The 26,559-nt window shown below is 35.4% G+C and carries 26 protein-coding genes and 1 pseudogene; 14 read left to right on the top strand and 13 right to left on the bottom strand.

The window, feature by feature from the left end; all coding sequences use genetic code 11:
• Positions 1–142 precede the first annotated feature (142 nt).
• From BGC7_RS09610 to BGC7_RS09555, 13 genes are all read left to right on the top strand, one after another.
• Positions 143–1,270, top strand: a complete 1,128-nt coding sequence (locus BGC7_RS09610; protein ID WP_050701439.1) for a tyrosine-type recombinase/integrase — start codon at positions 143–145, stop codon at positions 1,268–1,270.
• Between the two features lie 5 nt (positions 1,271–1,275).
• Positions 1,276–1,854: a Crp/Fnr family transcriptional regulator gene (locus tag BGC7_RS09605; protein ID WP_082206613.1), complete on the top strand. Its 579-nt coding sequence runs from the start codon at positions 1,276–1,278 to the stop codon at positions 1,852–1,854.
• An 81-nt stretch (positions 1,855–1,935) separates the two neighbouring features.
• Positions 1,936–2,643: a hypothetical protein gene (locus tag BGC7_RS09600; RefSeq protein ID WP_050701360.1), complete on the top strand. Its 708-nt coding sequence runs from the start codon at positions 1,936–1,938 to the stop codon at positions 2,641–2,643.
• An 18-nt stretch (positions 2,644–2,661) separates the two neighbouring features.
• Positions 2,662–2,979: a hypothetical protein gene (locus BGC7_RS09595; protein ID WP_050701359.1), complete on the top strand. Its 318-nt coding sequence runs from the start codon at positions 2,662–2,664 to the stop codon at positions 2,977–2,979.
• Between the two features lie 10 nt (positions 2,980–2,989).
• On the top strand, positions 2,990–3,148 hold the full coding sequence (locus BGC7_RS17865; protein WP_157258690.1) for a tautomerase family protein: 159 nt from the start codon (positions 2,990–2,992) through the stop codon (positions 3,146–3,148).
• Positions 3,145–3,372: a tautomerase family protein gene (locus tag BGC7_RS09590; protein ID WP_050701358.1), complete on the top strand. Its 228-nt coding sequence runs from the start codon at positions 3,145–3,147 to the stop codon at positions 3,370–3,372. Before BGC7_RS17865 ends, BGC7_RS09590 begins: the two co-directional genes overlap by 4 nt.
• 12 nt (positions 3,373–3,384) lie before the next feature.
• Positions 3,385–4,023: an NAD(P)H-dependent oxidoreductase gene (locus tag BGC7_RS09585; RefSeq protein ID WP_050701357.1), complete on the top strand. Its 639-nt coding sequence runs from the start codon at positions 3,385–3,387 to the stop codon at positions 4,021–4,023.
• 18 nt (positions 4,024–4,041) lie between these two features.
• The gene (locus tag BGC7_RS09580; RefSeq protein WP_050701356.1) at positions 4,042–4,455 is read left to right on the top strand and encodes a GNAT family N-acetyltransferase; all 414 of its coding nucleotides are present in this window, start codon (positions 4,042–4,044) and stop codon (positions 4,453–4,455) included.
• A gap of 23 nt (positions 4,456–4,478) precedes the next feature.
• A complete protein-coding gene (locus tag BGC7_RS09575; protein ID WP_050701355.1) occupies positions 4,479–4,766 on the top strand; it encodes a YciI family protein in 288 nt (95 codons plus the stop codon).
• Positions 4,766–5,290 carry an HXXEE domain-containing protein gene (locus BGC7_RS09570; RefSeq protein ID WP_050701354.1) on the top strand — a complete coding sequence of 175 codons (525 nt, stop codon included), beginning with the start codon at positions 4,766–4,768 and terminating at the stop codon, positions 5,288–5,290. Before BGC7_RS09575 ends, BGC7_RS09570 begins: the two co-directional genes overlap by 1 nt.
• Positions 5,291–5,328: 38 nt before the next feature.
• Positions 5,329–6,348, top strand: a complete 1,020-nt coding sequence (locus tag BGC7_RS09565; protein WP_050701353.1) for an HNH endonuclease signature motif containing protein — start codon at positions 5,329–5,331, stop codon at positions 6,346–6,348.
• A gap of 81 nt (positions 6,349–6,429) precedes the next feature.
• Positions 6,430–6,744: a GNAT family N-acetyltransferase gene (locus BGC7_RS09560; protein WP_050701352.1), complete on the top strand. Its 315-nt coding sequence runs from the start codon at positions 6,430–6,432 to the stop codon at positions 6,742–6,744.
• 3 nt (positions 6,745–6,747) lie between these two features.
• On the top strand, positions 6,748–6,927 hold the full coding sequence (locus BGC7_RS09555; protein ID WP_050701351.1) for a hypothetical protein: 180 nt from the start codon (positions 6,748–6,750) through the stop codon (positions 6,925–6,927).
• 12 nt (positions 6,928–6,939) lie between these two features.
• Here the strand turns inward: BGC7_RS09555 and BGC7_RS09550 are convergent, their stop codons facing one another.
• From BGC7_RS09550 to BGC7_RS09535, 4 genes are all read right to left on the bottom strand, one after another.
• Positions 6,940–7,896, bottom strand: coding sequence for a ketopantoate reductase family protein (locus tag BGC7_RS09550; RefSeq protein ID WP_050701350.1), 957 nt, complete (start codon positions 7,894–7,896; stop codon positions 6,940–6,942).
• Positions 7,897–7,902: 6 nt separating this feature from the next.
• Positions 7,903–8,724, bottom strand: coding sequence for a helix-turn-helix domain-containing protein (locus BGC7_RS09545; RefSeq protein WP_050701349.1), 822 nt, complete (start codon positions 8,722–8,724; stop codon positions 7,903–7,905).
• 67 nt (positions 8,725–8,791) lie between these two features.
• Entirely contained in the window at positions 8,792–9,766 is a 975-nt protein-coding gene (locus BGC7_RS09540; protein ID WP_050701348.1) for a beta-ketoacyl-ACP synthase III, read from the bottom strand.
• 71 nt (positions 9,767–9,837) lie between these two features.
• A complete protein-coding gene (locus tag BGC7_RS09535; RefSeq protein WP_050701347.1) occupies positions 9,838–10,383 on the bottom strand; it encodes a TetR/AcrR family transcriptional regulator in 546 nt (181 codons plus the stop codon).
• Positions 10,384–10,532: 149 nt separating this feature from the next.
• Between BGC7_RS09535 and BGC7_RS09530 the strand changes: the two are divergent.
• Positions 10,533–11,072: pseudogene (locus BGC7_RS09530) on the top strand (aminotransferase); the annotation flags it as partial.
• Positions 11,073–11,196: 124 nt separating this feature from the next.
• Here the strand turns inward: BGC7_RS09530 and BGC7_RS09525 are convergent.
• The 9 genes from BGC7_RS09525 to BGC7_RS09485 all read right to left on the bottom strand — a co-directional run bounded on the left by BGC7_RS09525 (position 11,197) and on the right by BGC7_RS09485 (position 26,482).
• Positions 11,197–12,294, bottom strand: coding sequence for an alpha/beta hydrolase family protein (locus tag BGC7_RS09525; RefSeq protein ID WP_082206612.1), 1,098 nt, complete (start codon positions 12,292–12,294; stop codon positions 11,197–11,199).
• 11 nt (positions 12,295–12,305) lie between these two features.
• Positions 12,306–15,131: a M16 family metallopeptidase gene (locus BGC7_RS09520; protein ID WP_050701345.1), complete on the bottom strand. Its 2,826-nt coding sequence runs from the start codon at positions 15,129–15,131 to the stop codon at positions 12,306–12,308.
• A gap of 236 nt (positions 15,132–15,367) precedes the next feature.
• Positions 15,368–17,359 (bottom strand): TlpA family protein disulfide reductase, encoded by a 1,992-nt coding sequence (locus BGC7_RS09515; protein WP_050701344.1) that lies wholly within the window; start codon positions 17,357–17,359, stop codon positions 15,368–15,370.
• Between the two features lie 27 nt (positions 17,360–17,386).
• A complete protein-coding gene (locus BGC7_RS09510; RefSeq protein ID WP_082206609.1) occupies positions 17,387–18,979 on the bottom strand; it encodes a PKD-like family lipoprotein in 1,593 nt (530 codons plus the stop codon).
• 27 nt (positions 18,980–19,006) lie between these two features.
• A complete protein-coding gene (locus BGC7_RS09505; protein WP_050701342.1) occupies positions 19,007–19,786 on the bottom strand; it encodes a DUF4843 domain-containing protein in 780 nt (259 codons plus the stop codon).
• A 25-nt stretch (positions 19,787–19,811) separates the two neighbouring features.
• A complete protein-coding gene (locus BGC7_RS09500) occupies positions 19,812–21,260 on the bottom strand; it encodes a RagB/SusD family nutrient uptake outer membrane protein (protein WP_050701341.1) in 1,449 nt (482 codons plus the stop codon).
• Positions 21,261–21,278: 18 nt separating this feature from the next.
• Positions 21,279–24,635 (bottom strand): SusC/RagA family TonB-linked outer membrane protein, encoded by a 3,357-nt coding sequence (locus tag BGC7_RS09495; protein ID WP_082206606.1) that lies wholly within the window; start codon positions 24,633–24,635, stop codon positions 21,279–21,281.
• A gap of 9 nt (positions 24,636–24,644) precedes the next feature.
• Positions 24,645–25,823, bottom strand: a complete 1,179-nt coding sequence (locus BGC7_RS09490; RefSeq protein ID WP_050701339.1) for a FecR family protein — start codon at positions 25,821–25,823, stop codon at positions 24,645–24,647.
• A 95-nt stretch (positions 25,824–25,918) separates the two neighbouring features.
• Positions 25,919–26,482, bottom strand: coding sequence for an RNA polymerase sigma-70 factor (locus BGC7_RS09485; RefSeq protein ID WP_050701338.1), 564 nt, complete (start codon positions 26,480–26,482; stop codon positions 25,919–25,921).
• Positions 26,483–26,559: the final 77 nt, after the last annotated feature.

Here is a 26,559-nt window from a genome sequence, read left to right as displayed (position 1 = left end):
TAAATATACTGTAATTCAAGTATTTATATATACAAATTAGATTTTACAAAAACCTTGTTTTCTTAATATACCGTAAATGTTTGCTGCAATATTACGACAAATGATTATATTTGCCGTAAATAAATGTAAAAATATTACAGCTATGGAAATCAAGTTAATCAAACGTAAATCAAAGACCACAAATCGGGTTTCTCTTTCGTTGGAGTATTACATGGGATATACTAAGACCGAAGAGGGGAAAATTAAGCACAACCGTAAATACGAAACCTTAGAATATTACTTAATCGATCCTGCACGAACCAAAGCAGACAAAGACCATAATAAGGTTAACCTTGAAATGGCAGAGGCTGTTAAAGCCAAGCGTCTCCTAGCTTCACAAAATAAACAATATGGTTTTACTGTAGAATACAAAATAAGAACCAACCTAGTCGAATACATAAAAGGGCTGATTGACCAACGCAAAAACTCTCCAGGCAATTACGGCAATTGGGATAGTTCCTTAAAACATCTGATAGCTTATGCAGGGCATGATACTACTTTTGAAGGAGTTGACAAAGCTTTTGTAGAAGGATTCAAGAAGTATCTGGCTAAAGATGCTAAGACTAAAAGCAATACTAATCTTTCAGCTAATAGCCAAAGTAGCTATTTTCTTAAATTAAAAGCGGCATTAAATCAGGCTATCGAGGATGGAATAATACCTCATAATCCTGCTCAGATGGTAAAACCTGCAAAAACCGAAGATACCCATAGGGAATATCTTACATTGGAAGAATTGCAAAGATTGGTAAAAGAAGAATGTAAATTTCCAGTATTGAAGCAAGCTTTTCTATTTTCTTGTCTGACAGGCATGAAATGGAGCGATATTCAAAAACTGACTTGGAGTGAAGTTCAGGAGTTAGATGGACATACCCGAATAGTTTTTCGCCAAAAGAAAACCAAAGGTTTTGAATATTTAGATATTTCCGACCAAGCGACACGTTATTTAGGCGAACGAGGAGAACCGAACGAACGTGTATTTGTCGCTCTCAAATATTCTGCATGGCATAATCAGGCATTAGAGAAATGGTGTATGAAAGCTGGAATTTTAAAGGATATTACATTCCATTGCGGGCGACATACTTTTGCAGTTATGCAGCTAAACTTAGGTACAGAAATATATACCGTATCGAAGTTACTAGGACATAAAGAGCTGAAAACAACACAGATTTATGCTCGGATTTTGGATGAGAAGAAAAGAGAGGCTGTGAACAAAATACCTGATATAGAGTAGATGCAATGAAAATATTAAACGAGTATCTCTGCTTAGAAAAGATGAAAGATTTTAAGCAACTCTTCCTGAGTAGGGGGGAATGTAAAATATATAAGAGAAATGAATTATTTGTTCGGAAAGGACAAACTAATCATTTCATGGGTTTTGTACACTCTGGAGCTTTTTGTTGTTTCGACCATAGGCAGGATGGAAAAGAACAAATTATCGGATTCAGCTTTGATAATGATTTTGTGACACACTATCCTTCCTTTTTACATCAAACTCAGTCATTGATAAATATCAAATCTATAAAAGACAGTGAAGTGTACGTATTGCCTTATCGGGAGATAAGGGATTTCTTCTATAAAGATGAAGAAAATTTGATCTTTAGCAAACACTTAGCAGAAGCTCTTTTTGCTGAAGCTTATGAATGTCTAATTTCTATCTATTGTGATACAGCGGAAGAACGTTATATTAAATTAATAAGAACATACCCGGATTTGTTAAGTCTGATAACCTTAAAAGAATTAGCAGACTTGATAATGGTTGCTCCCGAAACATTAAGTCGGATAAGAAAAAAAATATCATTATTGCAAGGCTCTTGATTTTCGTCAAGAGTTTTTTTCTTTTATATAGATACCTTTGTTTTTATCTGATATATATATTAATCTAAACAAACGATACTTATGAAATCTATTAAGTTCACTCTATTTGTCATATCTATATCTGTGTTCAGTACATTGTTTTTTTCTTGCAGTGATGATAATAATGATGAGTCTAATGAAAAATTTGAGACTGTAGGGTTTATTCAAGAAATAAACATAAAAGACATACAAGGCATTCATCTCCCTATTGATGAAGAGGTTGTTTTCGTTGCTAGAGTTCTTGTTCCTGTTGGAATTTCAAGTTCTGGTACCGTAACAAATCCAGACTCACGCTATATGTTACGTTTCCCTTTTAACAAAGATCGTATGTCTTTTACGCTACCACAAAATCCAGATCAGTCACTGCTTCGTAAAATAGAGAATGATATGCCCGATGGTCTTACAATCAGTAATCATGAAGCAAAAACGATATCGTTTGTAGATATAGCATGTTGTACCTCAGGATCGAACAATATATTAGGTTGTCTGAAATATTCTAAACAAATAGATGGTGAGACTCTGATAAGATATGAACTCCGTTATATTTATTGCGATAGCTCTGTGAAAATAACAGGGGGCTCAAATGATTGGTGGGGACATTCTGCAACATATGATTTAAAGCTCGAAAAAGGTTGGAACATGGTTGTTGAAAAAAGGGAATATAAAGGTACAGAACAGCCTTTAACTGTAACAAACTGGTTACCGAATGGCATGCAATGGAATTATGATATGCTTATTGGAGGTAAATAATTTGTAAAGAAATCAACAATGAATACTCTATTACTATCTATCATAATAGGCTTAATCGCAGGTACTATTGATATAATACCAATGATTATACAAAAGTTACCACGATACTCAACTGTTGCGGCATTCCTATTTTTCTTTTTCATTTCTATAATTATATTTCACTCAGATATTCCTTATCTTGCATGGTGGCTGCAAGGCGGAATAATTTCAATCGCAATGATGTCTCCTGTATTAATTCATGTAGGAGCAACAGATAGAAAACCGATTCCGATAATTATAGCTAATACAATAGTTCTGGGTACATTGATTGGTGTAGCCAAATATTTTCTGTCATAATTCATAGAATATGCCTTTGGTAAAGATTGAATTAAAAAAAGGACAAACGAAGGAATTTTTATCGTCTTTGATGGACTGTACCATTGAAGCCATAATTGAAGTGTTGGTAATTCCCGATAATGACAGAATATCAGGCTGGTCGAATATGAGCCACATCTATTCTTCATGAAGCCTCCATATGAAATCCTAATAGAAATAATTCTATTTTCAGGGAGAACAGATAGAGCAAAAGCAGACCTTTACAAAAAGATTGTAGAGAAATTGGGCGCTCGTCATTCAATCAAAGGTGAAACGGTTTTTATTATTCTCAATGAACAACCCAAAGAAAATTGGGGGATAAGAGGTGGTAAACCGGCATTGGAGATTAACTTTGATTTTGACATAGAAATATAAAAGAAGGAACTTATGAAAATATCAGTCATACTGGGACATCCTTACGATAAGAGTTTTAATTGTGCAATAGCAAGTAAGGTTATTGAAACGTTAAAAAGTAATGGTCATTCCTTTTACTTCCACGATCTATATGAAGAAAATTTTAATCCGGTTATCCCCTCGGAAGAGCTAGTTTCGGACAAAACAAAAGAACCATTGGTGGTTCTGCATTGGCAGGAAATAAAAGAAGTTGATGGAGTTATTGTTATCCATCCGAATTGGTGGGGGCAACCTCCTGCTATTTTGAAAGGCTGGGTGGACAGAGTCTTGCGTGAAAATATAGCTTATACATTTCCTGAAGGAGACAGTGGCGGAGGATTACCCATTGGACTATTGAACGCCAGAATAGGACTTGTCTTCAACACATCTAATACACCGCAAGAAAGAGAAGAGCATGTATTCGGAGACCCTCTACAAAGAATATGGAAGGATTGCATTTTTGATTTTTGCGGAATAATAACATTTGAAAGAAAGATGTTCCGCATTATTGCGGACAGTACAGATCAAGAGCGGAAAGAGTGGTTAAATGAGGTTGCGGATATGGTTAATAAATATTTTCCCCAATATATTCTTTCAATGGCTGATATCAAACCAACAAATATGAATATCTAAAAAGTCGCAATATCCGATATGCCGGATATATTAGAATTGCAAAAGACAGCATTCCATCCTATCGCGAATTTATTAGATGATCTAGATATTCAACCGATGATTCAAACTTATGATGAATTATTGCAGGAGTTTAATGAAAGCATCATTCTCAAATATATACAAGACTGTCAAATTGTAGGATCTGTGAGAGCTTATGTCGATAAAAATAATATATGCCATGTAGGAAAACTAATTGTACACCCTGATTATCAGAATAAAGGTATAGGAAAAGCTTTGATGATTGAAATAGAGAAAAAGTTTATTACTTGTTCAAAATATCAGCTATTTACAGGAGAAATAACTCCCAATACATTATATCTTTATACAAAGTTAGGGTATAAGGAAATATCCCGAACTTGCGATAGCCTATGTATGATAATAATGGAGAAGTAGAATAAAATATAAACTGAAGAGTTATGATAATTGCAGTCTTAACATATAAAATAGAACTATCAGAGGTTGAAAAACACTTAGAAAAACACCGAATGTATCTGGACAAGTATTATTCTTCGGGAAAGTTCATTGCTTCAGGAGCACAAAATCCTCGTATAGGAGGTATCATATTAATGAATACAACTAAAGATGATGCTCAGATTCTAATAAAGGAAGATCCGTTTTTCAGAAATAATATTGCTGAGTATGAACTGATAGAGTTCTCTCCAACCAAATATCAAGTAGGCTTTGAACAATTTATAAAAAGATAATGTCTGATTTTTTGTATATAGCCTGGCTCTTTCCGATCATTTTTATGTTCCACGAATTTGAAGAAATAATATTCTTCAAATCATGGATAAAGAAGAACAAAGGCTATTTATCAGAACGATATCCGAAATTGGCTAAACGGTTTTTATCTCATATTGAGGGTTTATCCGTTCCGGCTTTTACTGTAGCCGTAGCTGAGGAGTTTCTATTACTAAGTATTGTCACAGTCCTCGCAGTTATATTCAATTGGTATCTATTGTGGCTTGCCATATTTATGGGGTATTTTATTCACTTGTTAGTTCATATAGTGCCATGCTTAATAATTCGCAGATATGTTCCCGGCATTTGTACGACAGTGCTATCCCTAATCTATTGCATATATTCTCTCTGCTTCATCTTTGAGAATAATTTGTTTGAGACAGAGCAGATTTTCATATGGACTATTATTGGATGCGTTATTGTTGGTTTCAATCTGATTTTTGCTCATAAAGCAGCTTTTTGGTTACAAAAAAGAAGAATTATTTGATCTAAGTTGAAATAACCTATCTATTACAAATATCTATTATGGAAAAGAAAGAAAGTCTCATTACAGGAGTAAGCGTTGAGAATTTTAATCAGCAAGTCAAATGTGTTTTTCAGAAGGAGAACTATTCAGTTCGGGACAATGGGGCTGTATTACGACATCCTCGTGATGGTAAACGCATACGTCATTATGATAATCAATGGACATTTGGCAATTTCAATAGTAAAACTGGCTATCTGGAAATAGCTTCTGTTCGCATTCATAGAATAGTCTCAACTGCATTTCATGGAGAACCACTCACAAAAGAGCATGTTGTTGACCATATTGATACAAACAGGCAGAATAACCGACCTGAAAATCTTCGATGGGTTACAAGATTGGAAAACGTACTAAATAATCCAATAACAAGAAAGCGGATTATCTTGGCCTGTGGTAGCATAGAGGCATTTCTTGAAAATCCTTCCATATTGCGAGAAAATGATATTGCCCCAGATTTTAGATGGATGCGAACTGTGAACCCAAAAGAGGCTCAGATAAGTCGAGATAGATTGTTAGCTTGGGCTAAAAGTGATAAGCCTTCATCAGGTGGATATTTAGGGGAATGGATATATAATCATCCTGCTCAACAAGATCAGCCTATTGAAATAGAAGTAAAAGTACCGGAGTTCGTAACGGCAAAAACATCTAATGCTATTCAATATAATTGGCGAATACCTTCTGAATTTCCTTGTTGTCCACAAGGGGATTATAATCAGCCAATCGAAGCTTATGCTGAAAATCTGAAAGAGGGTACAATATTTTGCTGTAATGATATTTATACATCGTTTGTAAGGAAGAGTACAATGTCAGGTGATCACCAATCACTTTATGTGATGTCAGAATCAGGAGAAAAAGAAAAGGCTGTCAAACCTTGGGGGCTTGCTAAGATTGCATATGAAGATGGATTGTTTGCACATACCAGTCTTGGAAGTTTCTTTACTATAGAAGGAGTGGAAAAGCAATATTGCCTGGCGCAAGGTTTTGAATGGACTGGTGGAGAATCTATTGATGATTACTGTTAAAATAATAGATTACACATAAATCCACCATCTTGCACTAAAATTACATTTGTTAATATAAACAGATAGAAAAGATGATTATGAATGTCAGAATTAAGTAAAATGAATAAATTATCATTCAGATCTATTGTAGGTAATGATCTAGGACCCATTTGCCAACTTCCACAAAATAAGGAAGAACTATTCTTTATGTTTCCCAAAGCAGACTATCCCCTATCTGTGGAACAACTGCAAACAGTTGTAGAAAACCGCTCTGATTCGACTGTGATTTTACTTGACAACAAAATCGTAGGCTTCGCTAACTTCTACGAAGTTAAAGAAAATGAGTATTGTTCAATCGGGAATATTATTGTCAGTTCTAACTTCCGGAATAAAGGCATTGGTTTATTTCTGATTTAAGCAATGGAATCCATTACATTGAAGAAATATAATGTCAGAGAAATACATATCTCCTGTCTCAAGATGAACACAAAAGGAATCTTACTATACTCAAAGCTAGGTTATACCCCTTATGAAATAGAAGAACGGTCGGATAAGAAAAAACGCAAAGTAGCCTTGATAAAAATGAAACGGAAAATATAGATATCCATCAAACTACTTTTTTATTTTTCCGCTTAAATCTGACAAATAGGGAGTTTGGATATTATTGTTTCTCGCACAATCTATTATGTCATTCAACATCTTCTGCATTTCATCGGGTGCATGCTGTGTGTGCCCATCGAACATCAGACAAAGAGCCTCATTGCTATATACTTTCTTTGCAATAGTAGTGCCAATAAACAGAGGGAGATAATATAGTTTATTTGATTTTTCAGATTTTGAGTCGATTCCAATCGTGGAGCAGACTTCCAATCCTTCCCGAATAGCTTTGAATGTATGGCGAAGTATTTTTGTATCACTTGAAAAAGCTTTGCCACTGCCTGCCATTATTATCCCAGCGGACAAACCTGCTGCAACAGCATAATGAGTGATAAGCCAGATTTTGATTTGTTTATATAACATCGGTTTCAAGTTGGCTTTTTCTAAAGCATCAGATATTTTCTGTACACGGGGAGTTATCGCTCCATCTATTTCTCCTAAAGGGGTATGAGAGTATTTCAATCCCGAAATAGCATTGTGTATTACATTATTTTCTTTTCCTCCCCCTGCCATAAATGGAAATCCGAAGAAATATTGATTGGGAGATAAATATTTTTCAATTTCATAAAAATCATCAATCCACATATTCTGGAAGAATAGGATATGTGCTTGTCCTGCTGATTCTTTTAGTATCAAGAGTATTTCTGTTAAGTGTAGATTATTAGTCGTGACGATGATATATTCAAAATTGTTATCCGCCGAAAGATAATCTATTACTTTAGGTCGAAAGACAATCTCTTTGACAATCTTTGTCCCACTTCTAAAATCAGAATAATTGATTGTAATACCCTCTTGTTTTATGCTCTCTTTTTTGCCAGGTCGTACCAAAACAGTTATGTCGCACCCTGCTTCGGATAGTTGCCATCCGTATGTACATCCGACAATGCCTGCACCATAAATCAGTATCTTCATAGGAATTTATTTTGCGTTAATAAAAAACGATTGGAATAATGACATAGATGGAGAATATGGGTCACTTTGCTGTGTAAATTCGGCAGGAGTATATCCCGACAAAGCTTTGAAATCTTTTATCAAATGTGATTTATCATAGTATCCGCAACAATATGCCAAATCGTTCAATGTTGTATGAGGAGTAGCCTGTATAATATTTAAGGCTTTGGAAAAGCGGTGAATCTGAATATACTCTTTGGGATTTAAACCGATACTTCCAGTAAACAATCTTTTGAACTGCTTGTAACCCAAACAGGTTGCATCAGCCAATTTATTCAAATCTGTAGTATTAGATGCTATCAGATTGAGAGCAGGAAGTAGTCTGCAATATTTCTCATTGTCAAACCTACTTAATCGCTTTGATAAAAATAGCTCAATCGAATCAATACATTTCTGATTATCAAAGCAATTAATCAATCTATCTTCCAATTCAAGAATGTTAAGATCACTTAAATCTCGAATATCTACATTTTGATCCTTAAAATAACTCATTGGCATATCAAAGAAGAGTTTTGCTCCCAATGGCTGAAAAAGAACCATAATAATATCGAATGAATTGAAGTAAAAGCTATTCGGAATCGTAGATTGCCCGAATATGCAAGCATTGGGTAAAAACCTATTTTCAAAAACAGAGAAGATTTCACCACTCCGTTTAAACGAAAGGGCAATACATCCCGAAGGGATAGTCCGTTGGCTACCGGTTGTTAATTCTTCAGCAGATAGAAACCAGTATTGTTTTACATACGGCTGTAAATGCTCAGAGGGTTGTATTGCTTGAAATTTCTCCATATCAATGCCAAAAATAAATGTAATTCATTAGATATGAGGTGTAAAATTCGGACATTCATTCGAAATTCTACACAATATTATTCTTTATATAGATGCCTGCATAGGTGAAGCCACCACCGAATCCAACAAGCATAATTTTATCTCCCAACTTTAACTTCCCATCCTTGATAGCACTGTACCACGCAAGAGGTATAGAGGCAGCCGAAGTATTTCCGAACAGCCTCACACTATCTAAACATTTTTCCATCGGAATATCCAATTCTTTAAAAATAGCTTCCAATAAGCGATAATTAGCACTGTGAGGAATGAAATAATCAATATCTTCAAGGGTTACATTATTTTTTCTTGCAAGTTCATGTAGCCCACCCGTAAGTGTTTGGACAGCCCATTTATAGACAACTCTACCATTTTGGTGTAATTTATTGTTTGCTATAACTTCTGAATTGCTGATTGGTGCATTTTGATGCGCCAAATACAAATCTTTGCCATAATCGCCATTTGTTCCTGTTATGGTATTGAACAAGCTATTGTTATCGGCTTTCTCTACGATTACCGCTCCTGCTCCATCTCCAAACAAAATACAAGTTGTTCGGTCTGTAAAGTCAGTAACTTTAGAAAGGACATCAGCTCCTATGACAAGAATCTTTTTGTGTGTACCCGATGCTATCAATCCTTTTGCTAAGATAATTCCATTAACAAATCCGGCACAAGCGGAAGATATATCTATTGCTCCTGCATGAGGTATGTTTAATCGAGACTGTACTTGGCTTGCAACACTTGGCATTGGTTGGTCGGGAGTGCTTGTGGCAACTATGATATAGTCTATGTCGTGTAAGTCCTTATTATATTCTTTCGATAAATTCAAAGTGGCTTTTACGCACATATCGCTTGTGTATTCGTTAGGGGCTGTATAGAAACGTCTTTCGATGCCTGTTCTTTCTCTTATCCATGTGTCTGACGTATCAATAAAACTTTCGAAATACGAATTGTAAATTTCTTTTTCGGGATGGTATATTCCAATAGATGTAATTGTTGCACTCATTGTATAATTGTGTTTAAAAATTAATATCAACTAAATACTTATTAGTAAGTAAGCGCTATGGACAAAAAAAATTATATGTTTAACAATCCTTCTTGTATTGATTTATAAATATCATTTCTCAATACTTTATTCATTTGTAATGAAGATAATAAAGTGGAATGAATCATATTTGCTCTTGTTCTTGGAGTTTCTTTAAAGTTAAAAACTTCGGTTTCTTTCCCTTTGGTTAATAACTCTGTAAGCCAATCTAATATTGTATTGACTAATTTCTGCAATTCTTTCTGCATATTTTCGGGAAGCGTGTCAAAAGAGGGAGCTAATGAGCCTACAATACAAGTCCAATGCGTTTTGACAAAGCTATCATGCATTGTAATATATTTTTTGTATTGTTGCTTGCAATTCAATTTACTCCAAGCCTCGGTTTTTTCTAAAAAAAGAGAATGGCTTTCTTTGATAACGGCAATACCCAAATCTGACTTGGAAGGGAAATAATAATGTACCGCTGCATTCTTAATATTAAGCTGTTTAGATATATCAGCGTAACTGAATGCATTATAACCAACTGACCTTATCAGTTCGTTTGCTAATCGTATTATTTCAGACCGAGTATCATTCATAATTGCAAATATATAATTATTTATTTACTTAGTAGTAAGTATAATGAAAATTTGTAAAAATAAATCTGTACCTATTCGTATATTGAAAATTGTATCTGTTTTTACATTTCCCTTTTGATTTTAATTTTCAATTGTATTTAAAGATTATTATGCAGCTACAATTCGCAAAAAGAATGTCCGAAATAAAAGCTTCGGAAATAAGGGAGATACTTAAAGTAACAGAACAGGAAGATATGATCTCGTTTACAGGAGGATTACCCGCACCGGAAATCTTTCCGATAGAGGAGATCAACGAAGTAAATCAGATCGTTCTTAAAGATGCTGGAACTAAAGCACTTCAATATACCACAACTGAAGGTTATGCTCCTTTGAGGGAATGGATTGCCAATCGTATGAATAATAATCTAGATACATCTTTCGATAAAGATAATGTACTAATAACTCACGGTCCTCAGCAAGGACTTGATCTGTCGGGGCTTTCGCATCGGTTGGATTGTAGGAGACAAGGATATTATCCGTAAATATGTTTTGGTTAAACAAGGTACAGATTTACAATGCAACACAATTGCCCAAATGGTTATTTCCGAATATCTGAAACGATATGATTAGATAAGCATATCGGGAAAGTAGTGGAGGTCTATAAAAAACGTCGTGATGTTGCAGTAGAATGCATAGAGCATTATTTTCCTCAAAAAGCGAATAAAGATTATGATTGAAGTAAATGAATAATATTTTATTAATAAAGGAATAATCCCCTTTGTATGAACCTCATATAAGCTATTTAACAAAAGGGATTAAGAAATTTCTGAACAATTAAAAACGTTTATTAATCCAATTGGAAATCAGAGATAAGACCTCCTCAGGTATATCGTCCTTTATCGTAGAATACTCTTGCTGTGTGCATGTCTGGCAAGGCAAAAATAAATGATTTAGCCCTGCTAAAGAGACAGTTGTTACATCATTATTACCCGCCAGATATTTTTTGAAATTACTCAGATTTAGATCCGAGGCCACTAGAATATCTTTATCACCATTCAAAGCTAAAACAGGAATCTTTACTTTACTCAGATATTTTTCAGGATCATACTGCACAAAAAAACGATACCAAGGCCCTATAGCCTGTCTTACATACGAATAGATAGGAAAGCGAAAATGATCATACCCTCCGGTATTCAAGCTTTTGAAATATTCATCGTCTTTCAGTTTCCATTCATTGAATGTGTCGTTCAATTTCTGTTCTAAACTATCTGTCTGTGCATAATCATAAGCTACACGAAACATACGTCCATTTATATCATTATATCTTTTCTTATTATAATCAGGGATATCTGCTGCGGCAACTATATCTTCATTCTGACGTATAAGAGAGTTTAATCCCTCTGTTGCCAAGCCAGCCAAACTAATCATAAATGCAACATCCGTAGATGTGGACGCAACAATAGAGATAACAGCCCCTCCCTCACTATGTCCAAGTAGTCCGACTTTACTTATATTAATATCTTTCCTACTCTTTAGATAATCTATAGCAGAGCGAACATCATCTGCAAAATCAGCTGTAGTCGAGGTTTCATATGCGCCATTACTTTCTCCAACTTCTCTGTCATCTGAACGAAGAACAGCAACTCCTCGATTGCTCAAATAGTCGGCAATAGTTGCAAACATTTTATGTCCAGCCATTGTACCATCCCTATCTTGTTTTCCTGTACCCGAAACAAATATTACAACAGGAAATACCGATTTATCGATAGGTAGAGTCAATGTTGCTCCAAAATGCAAAGTAGAATCTAAATTATAATATATAACATTTTCCTCTTTATATTTCTTTTCACCAATATCCTCTTTTGCAGATATATTGTTTATGACAACAATACAAAATAATAAACTACACAGTATGTATTTCAATATATTCATTTTCTTATTTATTAAAACGATATGATTTCATTAGGCGACATTATGACCTCTATATGATTATCTTGAGACAACAGCTCTTTTGCAATGCTTTTTATATCGTCAGGTGTTATGTTCTCTAATGTAGAGTAATAATCGGAGCTGAAATCTTCTGAATAAAAATAATAGGTAAGCAGATGAGATACCCAATATTGATTTTGTTTTTTCTGATCATCATAGTTCTTCAGCAAGTATTCTTTTACCTTATTAAAATCTGTATCAGAAGGTCCGACCTCAGCTATATTCTTCAGCTCCTTATCTATCTGTGCATTCAAGGCTGAAACTTTTCCTGGTTCTGTTGTATATGTTATTTGAAGCAATGTTTCACCATCAGGCACTCTATTCACACTGATATTAGTATTCACGCCATAGGTACCTCCTTCTGCTTCACGTATAGTACGAGTATAAACAATATCTAATATCTGATTTAAGATACCTAGGCTAATTGAATTTTTGACATTTCTACCTATCATACCTGAATAAATCTTCATGATAGAAGACATTGGTGTTTCCATTGTCTGATTAAAATGTTTCGAATACTCTCCTTTCCTCATACCATATCTTAAATTGCAACAATCAGGAGATTTTGCAACCGAAGATAAAGAACCCAAATACTGTTCTACCAAAGGTTGTAATACACTCTCATCGATTGTTCCTACAAAAACAAATGTAAAAGAAGATGGGACAGCAAAGCTCTGCTGGTACATTTCTATAATACGGCTATAATCTAAATTATCAACGTCTCGATACTTTAACCCTTTAGCACGTGGGCTACTCGCATACAAAGCCGTGCGAACAGAATCACTAAATGCTGCTGACGGATCCATCTCGTTGTTTCTTAATTGCTCCTTCAATCGTTCGCTGAAAGAGGTAAATGCTTCATTATCGCGACGAGGAGAAGTAAAATACAAATACACTAACTGAAGCATTGTCTCTAAATCTTTCTTTGTAGATGTCCCGGAAAAAGATTGAGTCCACTGCGAGACAGATGGTGCTACCTGTGCAGAATTTCCGGCTAACACTTTTTGTAGATCCGAAGAGCTGAAAGCCCCTACTCCTCCGACAGAAGGAACAATATTGATTAGCCCGGCTTCTAAAACTTCATTATCCTCAAACATAGAAGTTCCTCCATAAGACAATCCGGACATAACAATCTGATCATTCTTAAAATCAGTATGTTTCAAGACGATTGTAATACCATTGGATAGTTTCCAAACAGTAGATCCAAATTGTCCATTCTTATCCACTTTTACGACCTTTCCTGCTTCTGGCAATACATCTATCAAAGATGTTGATTCAAGTGTGTCTGAATATGGCTCTATATCTGATAGCCTGACCGAAGCAAAGACTTCATTTACCTGCTCTTTAGAAGGATATAATATATCTGCTCTTTGAGGCCCTTCTATAGTTACAACTACATTCTCGCTGTCATTCTCCAAGACACTCCCCATATAAGAGTTTATAGACTGTAAGTCGATCTCATTCAATATATCTTTTATCAAGGCATATTCATATTCTATACCCATTGCAGGCTCATTCTGAATAAAATTCTGAATGTACGCCTGTACATATCCATCATTTGGTTGTTTATCTTTATTACTATACAACTGATCGTAATATTGCAACATATTGAGCTTATATCGATCAAGTTCGCTTTGAATAAATCCATGTTTCAATATTCTATTCTTCTCTCGCAATAGAGCAGTCAGTGCAGTGATAACCTGGTTCTCTTTACATCCGGCCGCTAGTATAAAAGCGTTTTTAGTAACTGAAACAGAATATTGTCCATCGTAAGCTGAGGCTCCTGTAAAAGGCGCACCAGATTTGCGGGCTATTTCCTGATAGCGATCGGAAAGAAGCTGCCCACCCATATTAGACAAGATGCTTTTTTTTATAGCATCTTTCTGTTGTCGCTTTCCTAATTCGATAATATTATGTTTAAAATAAACAGACACTGATGATGAAGTAGCTTCAGGATCTGTAGCCACAGCAACAATTCTTTCTTTATTATCTTTTACCGGATAATAGATTCGTTCTGCCGGATTTATCGGTTTAGGAATATCCGCAAACATACTCTTGATACGTTGTTCCACCTTGTCTGCATCTACATCCCCTACTATAATTATAGCTTGCAGATCGGGACGATACCATTTGTTGTAATAGTCTTTTATAACCTGATAAGGAAAATTCTCGACAATCTCCATATCTCCTATTGGCATACGATTGGCATATTTACTTCCTTCGAACATTATAGGAAATAGCTTGGCATATATTCTCTGATCAGCATTGTTGCGGGTACGCCATTCTTCCTTAATAATATCACGTTCCTTATCTATCTCATTATTATCGAGTGTTATAAAATGTGACCAATCATGAAGTATCAATAGGCAAGAGTCCATGATACCATCACGAGTCAGAGGGATATCAGACAAGTTGTACACCGTTTCGTCATACGAAGTATAGGCATTTACATTCACGCCAAACTTAGCTCCATTCTTTTCTAAATAATCGAGCATAGTTTTGCGTCCCGGATAGTTTTTAGTTCCGTTAAAAGCCATGTGTTCCAGAAAATGTGCCAGCCCCGATTGATTATCTTCTTCCTGCATAGAACCCACCTTCTGCACAATATAAAAATCGGCTTTCTTACTTTTATACGTATTCTTCTTTATATAATATGTTAAACCATTACTCAGAACTCCTTTTTTTACGGTAGTATCCATCGGAATATCTACTATCGTTTGAGCATTGGTATGCAATACAATTATTGAAACAATAATTTGTAAAATCAGTTTTTTAATCATTCGTATATAGAATTATATTCTTTTAATTTTTAGAAATCTATCAATAGGTCTTCCTCTCAGGAATCATAAAATGTCAGATATTATAACATACTATTCATACCAGAAATAGTTATTATACTCGAGGTTTGTTTTTCCATCCAACTACCAGTTTATGGTAATTGAATGGAAACAAACCTTGAAATAAGTCCTAGTACCAAAAGATTTAAGGTATAACCTTTAATTAAAGTAGTGTGTGCTTATTTATTTCCTTCAGATTTCAATAGTTCTATAATATAGCTTATCTCATCAGCCAATTCGGAAGGACTTCCAAAATAACCCGTTGACCTCCAGCGTAATCTGCCTTTTCCATCTATAATCATTTTTTGAGGGATACCTGAGAATTTGAACTCTTTAGCATATGTGCTATATACAAGATCGGCAGTATCATTTCCACTAGGCGAATCGAGAACGACATCGAAAGAATAACCTTTCTGCTGCATCAATGATTTTATTCTGTCTTTATATTTCGGATTAGATTCTTGTGTAGATAAGAAAAAGAAAGCAACGTTCTCATCTCCCTTATACTTATTTACAGCCATCTGCATACCCGGCATAGCAGCAATACAAGGAGCACACCATGTAGCCCAGAAGTCGATGATAATAATTTTACCTTTCATCTTGGCCATGTCTACCTTCTCACCAGACAATCGCTCTACCTCAAATAGCTTGATAGGCAGATTTACAATCTCCTTGCGTAGCTTCTCCTGTTGTTTCGACAATAAGTCTGATGATTTGAGCCCATTCATATAATTCTCAAAATCTTTATCAGATCCTGTTGTTTTTATATAATCCTGTTTCAATAATTCGATCATTTCGGGAGATGCTGCATTTTCCTTTATTCCACTCTTAATAACTGCCATAACCTCGCCAACTCTATTCGATCTGATAAGCATCTGAGTATATGTATTATTAAAGTCTGCGGACTTATTATTATAATAAGGTTTAATACTATCAAGTAAAGTCATTCCTTTAGCTGTATCTCCAGTTTCGTCCAATATACGAGCATAGGTCATAATAGCATCTTTAGTTCGGTTGAGTCGCATATTTACCCATTCTTTCGGAGAATAAATTAGTTGTGATTCAAGTCTGGGTCTGTTCACGATTTCATTCATTATCAGGTTAGCATAAGGTAATAATTGAGTCGCTGTACGTTCATTGTTACGATATGGAATCTGTACCATATGCCAGAAGAAAGCATCGAGTAATGAGTATGGGGCATCTCCTATGTATTTATAAAGAAGATCATAATTATTATTAGTAACCACCTCATTATAAATTACACTCTGAATTATTTTCGCATAATAAAGATCTGAATTTTCAGTGCGTATATCACTAAATTTGCTTGTAGGAAAACGATTCAACAATTCTACTAATCCATTTTCTTTTGCTTGTTTATTACCTTCTCTGAATAAACTCCAAATCACAATATCTCGGGCAAGTATGCCATTAGGGTATTTTTTCAGCGCTTCTTCTTTCAGCGTATTTGCCAAAGAGTCATTTTTTATCGCCTGTAAAGCCTTGATACAATCAATATAGGTTTGCTCCGGTACATCAGCGTTATTATCTCCGTGCAAAACAAAATCAACCTCTCTCAAAGTCTGCTCTTTACATTTTTCCGGATTAACCCGGCCTTGTACTTCAAGAGCATATTTAAAAATGTTCTTGCGCTCGTTTGGATGATAGCGGAGTTCCTGATTGAACCAGAATAAAAGAACTTCATCTTTTATATACTGAGTCGAATCCTTTATAAGGTTAGGAATACTATATTGTTGAGTATTCTCGCCCCTCAGCAATCCCCAACCTGTATAGGCAGAAGGAAGGTTTCTCTTTTGTTCGTCGAGAGTCAAATAGCCATAAACAGATCCTCTATCTATTTTATCTCCTGTATAAAACTTAAAGTCCAATAAAGCAACACCGTCCGGGATAGTAATTTTTGCTGTCCACAAACTATCTGTTTTTATCATATCAACATCGTGGGCTGTCCATTTATAGTCCTTCCAAAAATAAACAATAGCTTCAACCTTATCTTCATTTTTCAGGATTGTCTTATTACTATTATAAATTACAGTGGCTTCCTTTCCTGCAAAAACATCACTTGTGAAATAGAAAGGATCATTCTGCGTTTGGGAAAAGGAAAAAACACTTATTAGCAGAAAAATAGCTGCTAAAATACATTTCATTAAATTCATTTTGTTCCTGTTTTATTTTTTTAATTATTAAAGAGATCCGATTCCTTGTACTTTGGTTGCAATATCTTCGATTCTATCAAAACCAGTAAATACATTCAATGGTTCTTTATTATTCTCAAGTCTTCCCGAAGTTCGGTTTATAGCAAACTCATATATTTTACCTTCTGTTCCGTTCCATGTAGCTACATACAGAATAGTACCTGTAACATCGTTTAACGCCGGCATCCCTTCAGGATTATAAAGATGAATACGGGTGATTTCTTCTCCGGCGGGGAAGTCGTTATTGATCTTTACGGCAACTTCAGAACCTATATATTCATATACATAAATATTCTTATTGGAGGCATATAAGAAAACATTCCCATTACGTCCGCAAGCATAGAATTTTGCCGATAATGCTTCAGGCTGATTGTCCAAAACATATCTCTTGGCTTGTATCTTATCCGACAGATTAGCTCCTGATATATTAAAGTTGATTTTATAAAGTTCACGTGATGCACCATCGGTAAATATAGCAAAGGCTTCTCCGTTATATCCTTTACCCATATAGAGCAATTCTTTGCCAATATTGTTTATATCCAAAGAGGTCGTTTGAGCGACGAAATTCTTCAGTTTAGATTCTTCTTCGGTAGTAACAGGGATATACAAAAACTTGCGACTATTATTGTCATAAACAATAGCTCCGGTATAGGATGAATAATTACCAATATCATTCATATATATGTACGGAGCAATGTTTAATCCTCCATTAACAGTATTTTCCGGTTCCAACATATATGAGAATGTAAAATCCCAGGCCGGCGATATACGATTATTTATATTATGTATTTTATTGTTATTAATCAGCACATTAAAATAGCAGTCTATTCTATTCTCTGAGACAAAAGCTTGTGGAAATATTTTTGATGGGGCGGTTTTGAATAAATCATTTCCTTCATATTGTTTTTTGAAATCTTTGCCACCCAACTGAACGAACATACCATCTGTACCTGCATATACATAGTCTACAACGGTATTATTCTTTCGAACTGTAGAAACAAAAGGATGAGCTCCTTTTATCTTTGCTCCTTCTACTTCCGAATATACATTTTTTAGCCATCTGTTTGCATCCAAAACAGGAACTGTGTTTGGTGTTGCGATATAATCCAGATCATACTCCTGATTATTGCCATGCAACACCATAATCCCGGATAAAATAGAAGCTTGTACTGAGACAATATATGTTGTCTGGCTAACAAGGCCTGTTTCTTTATCGGTTATATATAGTACAACAGCATAGTCGGTAGATAACGGAGCCTGTGTGATTACTGTATTCAGGTTCTTTTCTTCCGATAATACTGCGATCAGGGTATTATTGGCCTGAACATAAGAATTTGGATAAATAACCCACTTATAGGTAAAGTCCGTTTCCTTACGGTCACTTTGTGTAAATTTTATATTAGGAGTTATATCGAGTACTTCATATTGCCCTACAACAAAAGATGTTTTTTGCCCTACCGTATCAACATATGCTTCATTGATATTGACGTAGTCATAATTACCTTTATCTTCCGAACAACCAACAGTTGAGCCTATCATTATCAGTAGACAAAAGATTGTGCCTAAAAAATTCTTTTTCATATATCTTTTTCGATTAATCGTTATTGTCTAATATCCGGGTGTATAATTTATCTCTATTTTGTTCTCTACATCATCTTCTCTGTATATAGGACCATGCTCTATTCTATAGATTGCGTAATCTCTATTGAGCTGAGCAGCAAAGGCCTGTAATTGAGAGCCTGTATAAATACCCTCTTCGGGTCCTGTAGCCCATCTTGTAGCTTGTGGCCAATCTGTCAGTCCCAAATTATCTATCGCAAACCGATACTTATTAGTACTATATATACCAAAAAAGTAAGGCCAGTTTGCAGGAGGGAGAAGCAAATCGCCCCAAATAACTTTGAAAGTAAGGTCGGCTGGATTCCCTAAACCTAAATCGGCTGTTTCTACCAACTTAAGTGCCACATGTACAGCTTGATCCTTCGTGTCGGGAGTTCTATAAATAACAAGAGGAATATAACCTTCAAACTCATTTGCTTTCAGTACTCCATCCAACAGTTTATAATGTGTACCTGCTATTGCCGTACTATTATCACCATCCACTTCGGCTCTGAATATACGATCACGGTTTTCAGTGTTTCCCATTAGTTTTACACTCACCTTTACTGTATCTTCGTCCAGTACAGGCCCCGTTGTACGTAGAGCAAAAGAATAATTTCTTTCTGTCAGCTTCACCTCAATGGTATTTTCAATCTTTATTTCATGGATATATACCCTAGCCGGTAAATCATAATCCATAACTTCATTTTCTTTACAAGATGTAAAGGACAATAAGCCTAGCAGCAAAGGAATATATATGTATTTTATCATCTCTTTATTTGTTTTCATATCTATCAAATAATAATATTTACAATTACTTTCCGTCTCCGAACTCTATTTCGTCATCAGGCAAAGGGAATATATAGTTAGGAGTAACCATCGTCACCGATTCGTAACCATCAGACCAAACCTGCTTGACCGGTATCTGAGAATAGTTTCTCCTCTTGAAGAAATAATATAATTGACCTTCTGCGTAGAATTCTTTTGCGTATTCCTTATAAAGCTCTTCTTCGGCTACTGTTTTAGAAACTGTTGTTTCTAAAGTGTTCGTTATATTACGTTTACCTCTCACAATGTTTAGATATCCTATCGCAGTAGGTACATCATCGTTATTCAGTGCACATTCAGCTGCTATATAATAGGCTTCACTAATGCGCATCAATGGTATTCTGTTTTTATAATCTGAGACTCCGTTGGATGGTTGTTCATATTTAATACTAAATCGTCCATCCGAAAGTTGAGTTGTTTGATAAACATAACGGTAGTCGGACGAATATCCCGTTTGTGTCAACTGGTAGATAGCATTATAGGCTGCATCAGACATGTATAAACCAGACATTGTTGTAAAATATTCAGTATACAAAGACGTAAGATCGCTGATATAGAGAGAAAATACCAATTCGCGTGAAAATATTCTATTACGGGAAGAAGCTGTAGTACTGGTTATTTCAGAAGCAGGAGTCCAATAGAAAGTTTTCTGAGAGATGATTTCTTGTGCCGCTCTATTTGCTTCAACGGTATTGTTTATAAACAAATATATTCGGGCTTGCAACATCTTCACCGCATAATAATTGAACTTGAATGTTCTTTGCTTTTTCTCGTCATCTGTTGAGTTAACCGCAACTACAGCATCCTGTTTCAACATTTCTTCGGCAATCTTCAAGTCGGCAAGAGCCATCTCCGCAGCTTTCTCCACTGTAACAAACAGATTTACTTCTTTTCCCATTGAGGTAACATACGGTATTGCTTTTGCCTTAGAGTCAGACGCATAAGTTTTGGCAAACAATCGTAATATATCGAAATGCAAAAATGCTCTTAGACCATAAGCCTCTCCACGTATGAGAGAATAGTTGTTGCCCGTAAACATAGATGGTGCAGCAGAATTGATATGGCTTATCAGCTCATTTGTATTAGCAATGGCATTGTATGCTTTACCCCAAATTGCATCTATGCGTCCTTTGGTAGATGCCTCGGTATAAGCAAACTGATAATCGTAATAATATTTATGAGATGTACCACCTATTCCGCTATTATAATACTGAGCCAGTGCATCCAACATCCCGTATGTAGTTTCGCATCCATACAGAGACTCATCAGTCATAAGAAGATATATACCTGTAAGTGCATCCTTATAGCCCTGCTCATTATTGAAATTATCTTCCGATTTTATTTCTGTTTTAGGACTCACATCAAGCCAATCTTCACATGAAAAGAAAGTTATTGCCAAAAGCAATATTAAAAATATATTGTAATTCTTTTTCATATCCTTTTTTATTATTTGTTAGAATCGGGTTTGTATAGTAAAAGAGAATGTCCTTGCTCTTGGATACGACAATCCCTGCTCTCTTTTCACAGAGCTTAACCAAGCTATATCATTCATATTGAAGGTTAATTTGAGGAAGCTTAGCGGACTGCGACGTATTACAGGCAATTCGGAAAAATCATATCCGAAATTGATAGATGAAAATACAAACTCGTTAAGATCTTCTACAAAGCGTGAGGTTGGCCGAGTCTGGCTTATATCTGTTATACTTTTAAATTTAGCTGCAACTCCCGGAGTATTCCATCTGTCAGTCAATACTCGTCGGTCTACATTCCAGTTTAATATATCAGCATTCTCTATTTTGTCTACCAATGTCTGATTATAAGTTTGCCCACCTAAGCGATAGGTAAACATAAGATTTAGTTCAAATCCTTTATGAGCAAAACTTCCTCCAATATTTCCTCTTATTTTCGGATTATTCTCTCCACATACAACCTGATCGGCAGCACTCCATTCGTAAGTAGTAGTTCCATCCTTCTTGATGAAAACCTCTTTGCCGGTTATAGGATCTATTCCTGCCGAACGCACAGCCCAAATAGCATTCAGGCTTTGTCCTTCTTCATATCTTGTAGAAGGCCTACGACGCGCAGCTATTTGTTCTTCAGTTCCTCCCGATCCATCCATTTCTGTATCTACATCATCATTCATCTTTTTGAGAGTATTAGATACTTCCTTAATTTTATTTGAGTTATGAGCTATGCTTGAATATAAATTTATATACGATCGGGTTGCCTGATTGCTATACAGCTTATAATTTAAAGACAGCTCAAAGCCTTTGTTTTCCGTTTTTCCTAAATTTTCGATATAAGATGCAAAACCCGACGATGGCGCTAGTGTCACAGGAGTAAGCAAATCATCAGTAGTAGCTACATAAAAATCGGCACGAAGTGATAGCTTTTTAGCGAGAGTTACGTCCAGACCTGCATTTTTATCGTATTGACGTTGCCAACCCAAATTACTGTTAGCTAAACCTTTCAAGACAGCCCCCATGTCTCCATTATATGACTTGTCGGTAATATATGTGTATGTAGAAATAGACTGATAAGGATTAAATCCTTGCGAACCTGTATATCCGATAGATGCTCTCAGCTTCAGGTAATCGACAAATGTTGCTGAGCGCATAAAGGCTTCGTTTACAATATTCCAACCTAAACCAAACGACCAAAAACTACCCCAGCGATGATTAGATCCAAATTGGGATGAAGCATTTAGACGATAAGACAAGTCGGCTAAATAACGATTATCGAAAGAATAGTTTGCTGCTCCAACAATACCCACACTACGAGTCGTACTCTCACTCCCGGAAGGCTTGCTTCCATCAGGATAGTGATTACCAAACGATGGATAGTCCATCTTGTCGGAAGGGAAACCCACTACCGAGAAAGTTGTTGTTTCCGATCGACTTTCTTCTATATTATATACTGCATTGGTATATAATGTATGCTTATCTTTCTGCAAGGAATATGCAACACCCAGATCGAGACTCACTTGTTCTGTCTTACCATTTGTTTCATTATACTCCCCTCTGTCAAGGTATTCGCTACTCGATGATGAAATAGTAGCATACCGAGTATCGGAAGCAGGTACAAATACTTGTGCATTATTATCCTGTTTCTTGTATCCGAAACGCGCTGTCACTCTCAGGTTACTAAGCGCTTGCCATTCTCCATAAAAGTTTTCGGTAATTGTAGTATATCTACTTTCGTCTTTCCTATTTAGACCTGCATCATATAATGGATTAAAAGCCCACGAGTTATTGTATTGTTTTATAAGCGAACCATTATCATCATATATTCTCCAATAAGGATTCATTTTTGAATAATCAGCAAAATCTCCATAAGGAGAGTTCTTTGCTTTATTATTGTCGATAGAAAGATTGTTCCGAAATGAGAGAGACTTATAACGATAATTGAGACTTATATCTCCACTTATAGTCGTTCTGTCAGAACCTTTCATTACTCCCGCAACATTATTATATGCCAAGTTTGCAGCATAACGCATCGATGAGTCTCCCCCGTCTAAGTATAGGGAATGTTTTGTTCCTATACCAGTACGTAATGGCTTAGACATCCAATAGGTATCTACTCCCCGTGCTATTTCTTTCTGCAATTCATTATATCGTTTTGTCAATGCAGCTTGCTCTTGTGCATTGGTAGAAGTATATTTTCCGGCCAAAAGTTCAGCCTGTAGCTTCTCGCTGGGGCTAGCCAGATCATAACTTGTCAGGTCGGCTAATGTAATATCCAGTCCTCCTGTGTATGAAACCCTAAGTCGTCCTTCGTTAGGTAACTGTGTTTCAATAACAACAACTCCATTTGCGGCCTTCGATCCATAAATGGCTTTTGCAGCAGCATCTTTCAATAAAGTTATGCTAGATACCAGATTCATATCCATGTCATATAATTTCTCTATTGTGGTTTCAAAACCGTTGAGAATAAACAATGGCTGATTTGGGGAAGTAGAATAATCACCTTTTATATTTATGCTGTTTTGTCCTCTCAGCTGGATATCAGGTAACTTGTTCGGATCACTACCAAAGGTAAGATTCTCTGCAATAGAGAAAGAGGGGTCTAATGCGGCTAAACTCACTAATATATTCTGATTGCCTACACTTTTCAACTGGTTTTTAGTATAGGTAGTTACAGCTCCGGTAAAACTTTCAGACTTGCGAAGAAACATACCTGTAGATACAACCCCTACTTCATTAAGCATTGTAGGATTTTCCCGCAAAGTGACAGATAATTTTTCCTCTCCTTTATATTTTATTACCTGAGTCTCCATTCCTATAATAGAAAATTGAATTGTAGGATTATCCATCGCTGGTATCTCCAAAGTATAAGTACCATCAGGTTCGCTATGTGTACCCACCTTGGTACCCACCAGCCAAATACTTACACCCGGAATAACTTCTTTATTAGAATCAAATACAGTACCCTTGAGTGTAGTAGTCTTTTCTTGTCTTCCCTGCTGCTCTTGAGATACAGACGGGGTGTAACTACGACGAATGGTAATAATATTACCTTCAATATTGTAAGTAAAGCCTGTATTAGCAAACACTTTTTGCAAGACATCCGCTACCGATGAATTCTCAACCTTGATAGTAATAGGTTTCAGCAGATTACTTTGTTCTGTATTATATACAAAATTGAGTTTAGTCTGCTTACTTATCTCATCAAAAAGGCGCTTAACCTTAACAGCCTTCAAGTCGAGAGTTACTCTTTTTTCATTTATGCCCTGTGCCAGTAAGTCTGTTGCGGGAAGAATCAGACAAATGAACAGCAATGCAATTAAAGAGTGGGTTAATCTTCTTTTCATACCTTGTTATTACTTTAACGATTTGTTTACATGTACTATATTATCTCTAACACTGAATTTTATATCTGCGGTCTGCTCTACAGCTCTGAGGATGTTATCAATTTTATCATAGCGATTCATCTTTCCTGTAAAATGCAACTTCTCAACATCTTTATTATCTATTACGATATCCACCCCATACCATAACGAGAGAGTATTCATAATATCTTTCATACTTTTATTCTCAAAAATCAACTCACCCCTATGCCATGAAATATATGGATCTATATCTACATTTCTTACCGACAGGGCTTCTTCCTGTTCGTTATATTCTGCTAGCTGATAAGGCTTAATCATCACTTGAGCCGAATTTGGAGGAGTTACACCAATGCTTCCTTCGACCAATACTATTTCAATCTTGGACTGAGAATGAGTATTTACATTAAATACTGTTCCATACTGACGAATTGCAATTCCTTTGGTATGTACAATAAAAGGTCGTTTAGTATCTTTCGCAATTGTGAAATAGCCTTCTCCTTCGAGTACTACTTCACGAATATCCCCTTGAAAATTGACTGGAAATTTCAAAGTACTTGCAGAGTTTAGATGTACTGTTGTTCCGTCCGATAAGGTTACCGAATACTCTTTACCGGGTGAAGTAATTAAGGTATTATATGTATTGGATTTAGGAGAAGTAGTTTCAGAATAATCTATACTATTGTTCTCATTTTTTATTGCTGAAGAATCTTCAAGAATAATTTTCTCAGAACCATCAGTATATACTAGTGCAATTTCTTCTCCGTCTGCTAATATCAGGGTAGCCTGACTTCCTCTGTTCGAAATTTTATTCAGTTCAGAATACATATCCACCGGATTATCCGCAGGTTTCATTACAAAATAAGTACCTACAGCAACCATTATTAAAACAATAGCAATAGCCGCATATTTAGAATATTGCAAGAAATACCTCCTAAATGTAGATCTGCGTCCTATCCGTTTCAAAAAAGAATTATAAGCAATATCAGTATCGATACTATCATACAATTCTTTCTTTTCCAACAACGCATCAGCAGAAATTAGCTTTTCGTAAATTCTTTTATTTTCAGCAGATTCATTAATCCAGTTATTTAGTTCCGCTTCTTGTTCAGATGTTATTTTACCTAATAATTTGCAGATAATTAGGTTTACTCCCTCTTGTCTACCATCCATAATATTTCATTTTCATACATATAATACAAGGAAGCTGACAAAAAGGGGTACAAAAAAGACAATAAAAAATAAATAGTATTACAATTAACTTATTTTTAAAATACGGAGTCAATAAGTAAAGAGAAGAAAACAAAGGGAAGAAGGTTCTTTCGTATATATACCAAAGCTCTCTTTTTATGTGTTTTAACTGTATCTACTGCGATGTTTAATTCAAGGGCAATTTCTTCATTCTTTTTACCAGCTATATGTAACAAAAATATTTCTCGCTGACGCTTTGGTAGTTCATCTATCACAGCAAATAATTGTCTGTAAGCCTCTTCCATGAATGCTTCCTCATCCAGCAATTCGGGTTCAGCCTGCTGACTCTGCAAATAGTCAATATACTTATTCTCTACATTCTGATGATTCAAATAGTTTATTGCTCTATTTTTTAGCGAATTGTAAAGATATACACGAAATGAATACTCGTCCGAAAAAATCATATCCTTTTCCCATATATACACAATAATATCCTGTACAATATCTTCTGCGATATCTTGCCGTTCAACGAATGTTTTTGTGTATAAAACCAAAGAATTGTAATATTTATAATAAAGAGTATTATAAGCGTCAATTCTCTTTTCGTTTATCATTTTTATGAAAGATATGTCATCCTTCATATTTTATCTAAAAGGTTTTTCGTGAGACATTGATATTTGGACTACTTTCTATTCTAGGAATTACAAAAATATTAATT

This window comes from Dysgonomonas sp. BGC7 (genome assembly GCF_001261735.1).
Classification (GTDB): Bacteria; Bacteroidota; Bacteroidia; order Bacteroidales; family Dysgonomonadaceae; genus Dysgonomonas.
The sequence above is the reverse complement of the archived record's forward strand: the minus strand, read 5'-3'. Positions and strand labels throughout refer to the sequence as shown.

Bases quoted from the DNA above. Each gene is read 5' to 3' on its own strand.
- BGC7_RS09610 (WP_050701439.1), top strand. From the start codon at position 143: ATGGAAATCAAGTTAATCAAACGTAAATCAAAGACCACAAATCGGGTT.
- BGC7_RS09605 (WP_082206613.1), top strand. From the start codon at position 1,276: ATGAAAATATTAAACGAGTATCTCTGCTTAGAAAAGATGAAAGATTTT.
- BGC7_RS09600 (WP_050701360.1), top strand. From the start codon at position 1,936: ATGAAATCTATTAAGTTCACTCTATTTGTCATATCTATATCTGTGTTC.
- BGC7_RS09595 (WP_050701359.1), top strand. From the start codon at position 2,662: ATGAATACTCTATTACTATCTATCATAATAGGCTTAATCGCAGGTACT.
- BGC7_RS17865 (WP_157258690.1), top strand. From the start codon at position 2,990: ATGCCTTTGGTAAAGATTGAATTAAAAAAAGGACAAACGAAGGAATTT.
- BGC7_RS09590 (WP_050701358.1), top strand. From the start codon at position 3,145: ATGAAGCCTCCATATGAAATCCTAATAGAAATAATTCTATTTTCAGGG.
- BGC7_RS09585 (WP_050701357.1), top strand. From the start codon at position 3,385: ATGAAAATATCAGTCATACTGGGACATCCTTACGATAAGAGTTTTAAT.
- BGC7_RS09580 (WP_050701356.1), top strand. From the start codon at position 4,042: ATGCCGGATATATTAGAATTGCAAAAGACAGCATTCCATCCTATCGCG.
- BGC7_RS09575 (WP_050701355.1), top strand. From the start codon at position 4,479: ATGATAATTGCAGTCTTAACATATAAAATAGAACTATCAGAGGTTGAA.
- BGC7_RS09570 (WP_050701354.1), top strand. From the start codon at position 4,766: ATGTCTGATTTTTTGTATATAGCCTGGCTCTTTCCGATCATTTTTATG.
- BGC7_RS09565 (WP_050701353.1), top strand. From the start codon at position 5,329: ATGGAAAAGAAAGAAAGTCTCATTACAGGAGTAAGCGTTGAGAATTTT.
- BGC7_RS09560 (WP_050701352.1), top strand. From the start codon at position 6,430: ATGTCAGAATTAAGTAAAATGAATAAATTATCATTCAGATCTATTGTA.
- BGC7_RS09555 (WP_050701351.1), top strand. From the start codon at position 6,748: ATGGAATCCATTACATTGAAGAAATATAATGTCAGAGAAATACATATC.
- BGC7_RS09550 (WP_050701350.1), bottom strand. From the start codon at position 7,896: ATGAAGATACTGATTTATGGTGCAGGCATTGTCGGATGTACATACGGA.
- BGC7_RS09545 (WP_050701349.1), bottom strand. From the start codon at position 8,724: ATGGAGAAATTTCAAGCAATACAACCCTCTGAGCATTTACAGCCGTAT.
- BGC7_RS09540 (WP_050701348.1), bottom strand. From the start codon at position 9,766: ATGAGTGCAACAATTACATCTATTGGAATATACCATCCCGAAAAAGAA.
- BGC7_RS09535 (WP_050701347.1), bottom strand. From the start codon at position 10,383: ATGAATGATACTCGGTCTGAAATAATACGATTAGCAAACGAACTGATA.
- BGC7_RS09525 (WP_082206612.1), bottom strand. From the start codon at position 12,294: ATGAATATATTGAAATACATACTGTGTAGTTTATTATTTTGTATTGTT.
- BGC7_RS09520 (WP_050701345.1), bottom strand. From the start codon at position 15,131: ATGATTAAAAAACTGATTTTACAAATTATTGTTTCAATAATTGTATTG.
- BGC7_RS09515 (WP_050701344.1), bottom strand. From the start codon at position 17,359: ATGAATTTAATGAAATGTATTTTAGCAGCTATTTTTCTGCTAATAAGT.
- BGC7_RS09510 (WP_082206609.1), bottom strand. From the start codon at position 18,979: ATGAAAAAGAATTTTTTAGGCACAATCTTTTGTCTACTGATAATGATA.
- BGC7_RS09505 (WP_050701342.1), bottom strand. From the start codon at position 19,786: ATGAAAACAAATAAAGAGATGATAAAATACATATATATTCCTTTGCTG.
- BGC7_RS09500 (WP_050701341.1), bottom strand. From the start codon at position 21,260: ATGAAAAAGAATTACAATATATTTTTAATATTGCTTTTGGCAATAACT.
- BGC7_RS09495 (WP_082206606.1), bottom strand. From the start codon at position 24,635: ATGAAAAGAAGATTAACCCACTCTTTAATTGCATTGCTGTTCATTTGT.
- BGC7_RS09490 (WP_050701339.1), bottom strand. From the start codon at position 25,823: ATGGATGGTAGACAAGAGGGAGTAAACCTAATTATCTGCAAATTATTA.
- BGC7_RS09485 (WP_050701338.1), bottom strand. From the start codon at position 26,482: ATGAAGGATGACATATCTTTCATAAAAATGATAAACGAAAAGAGAATT.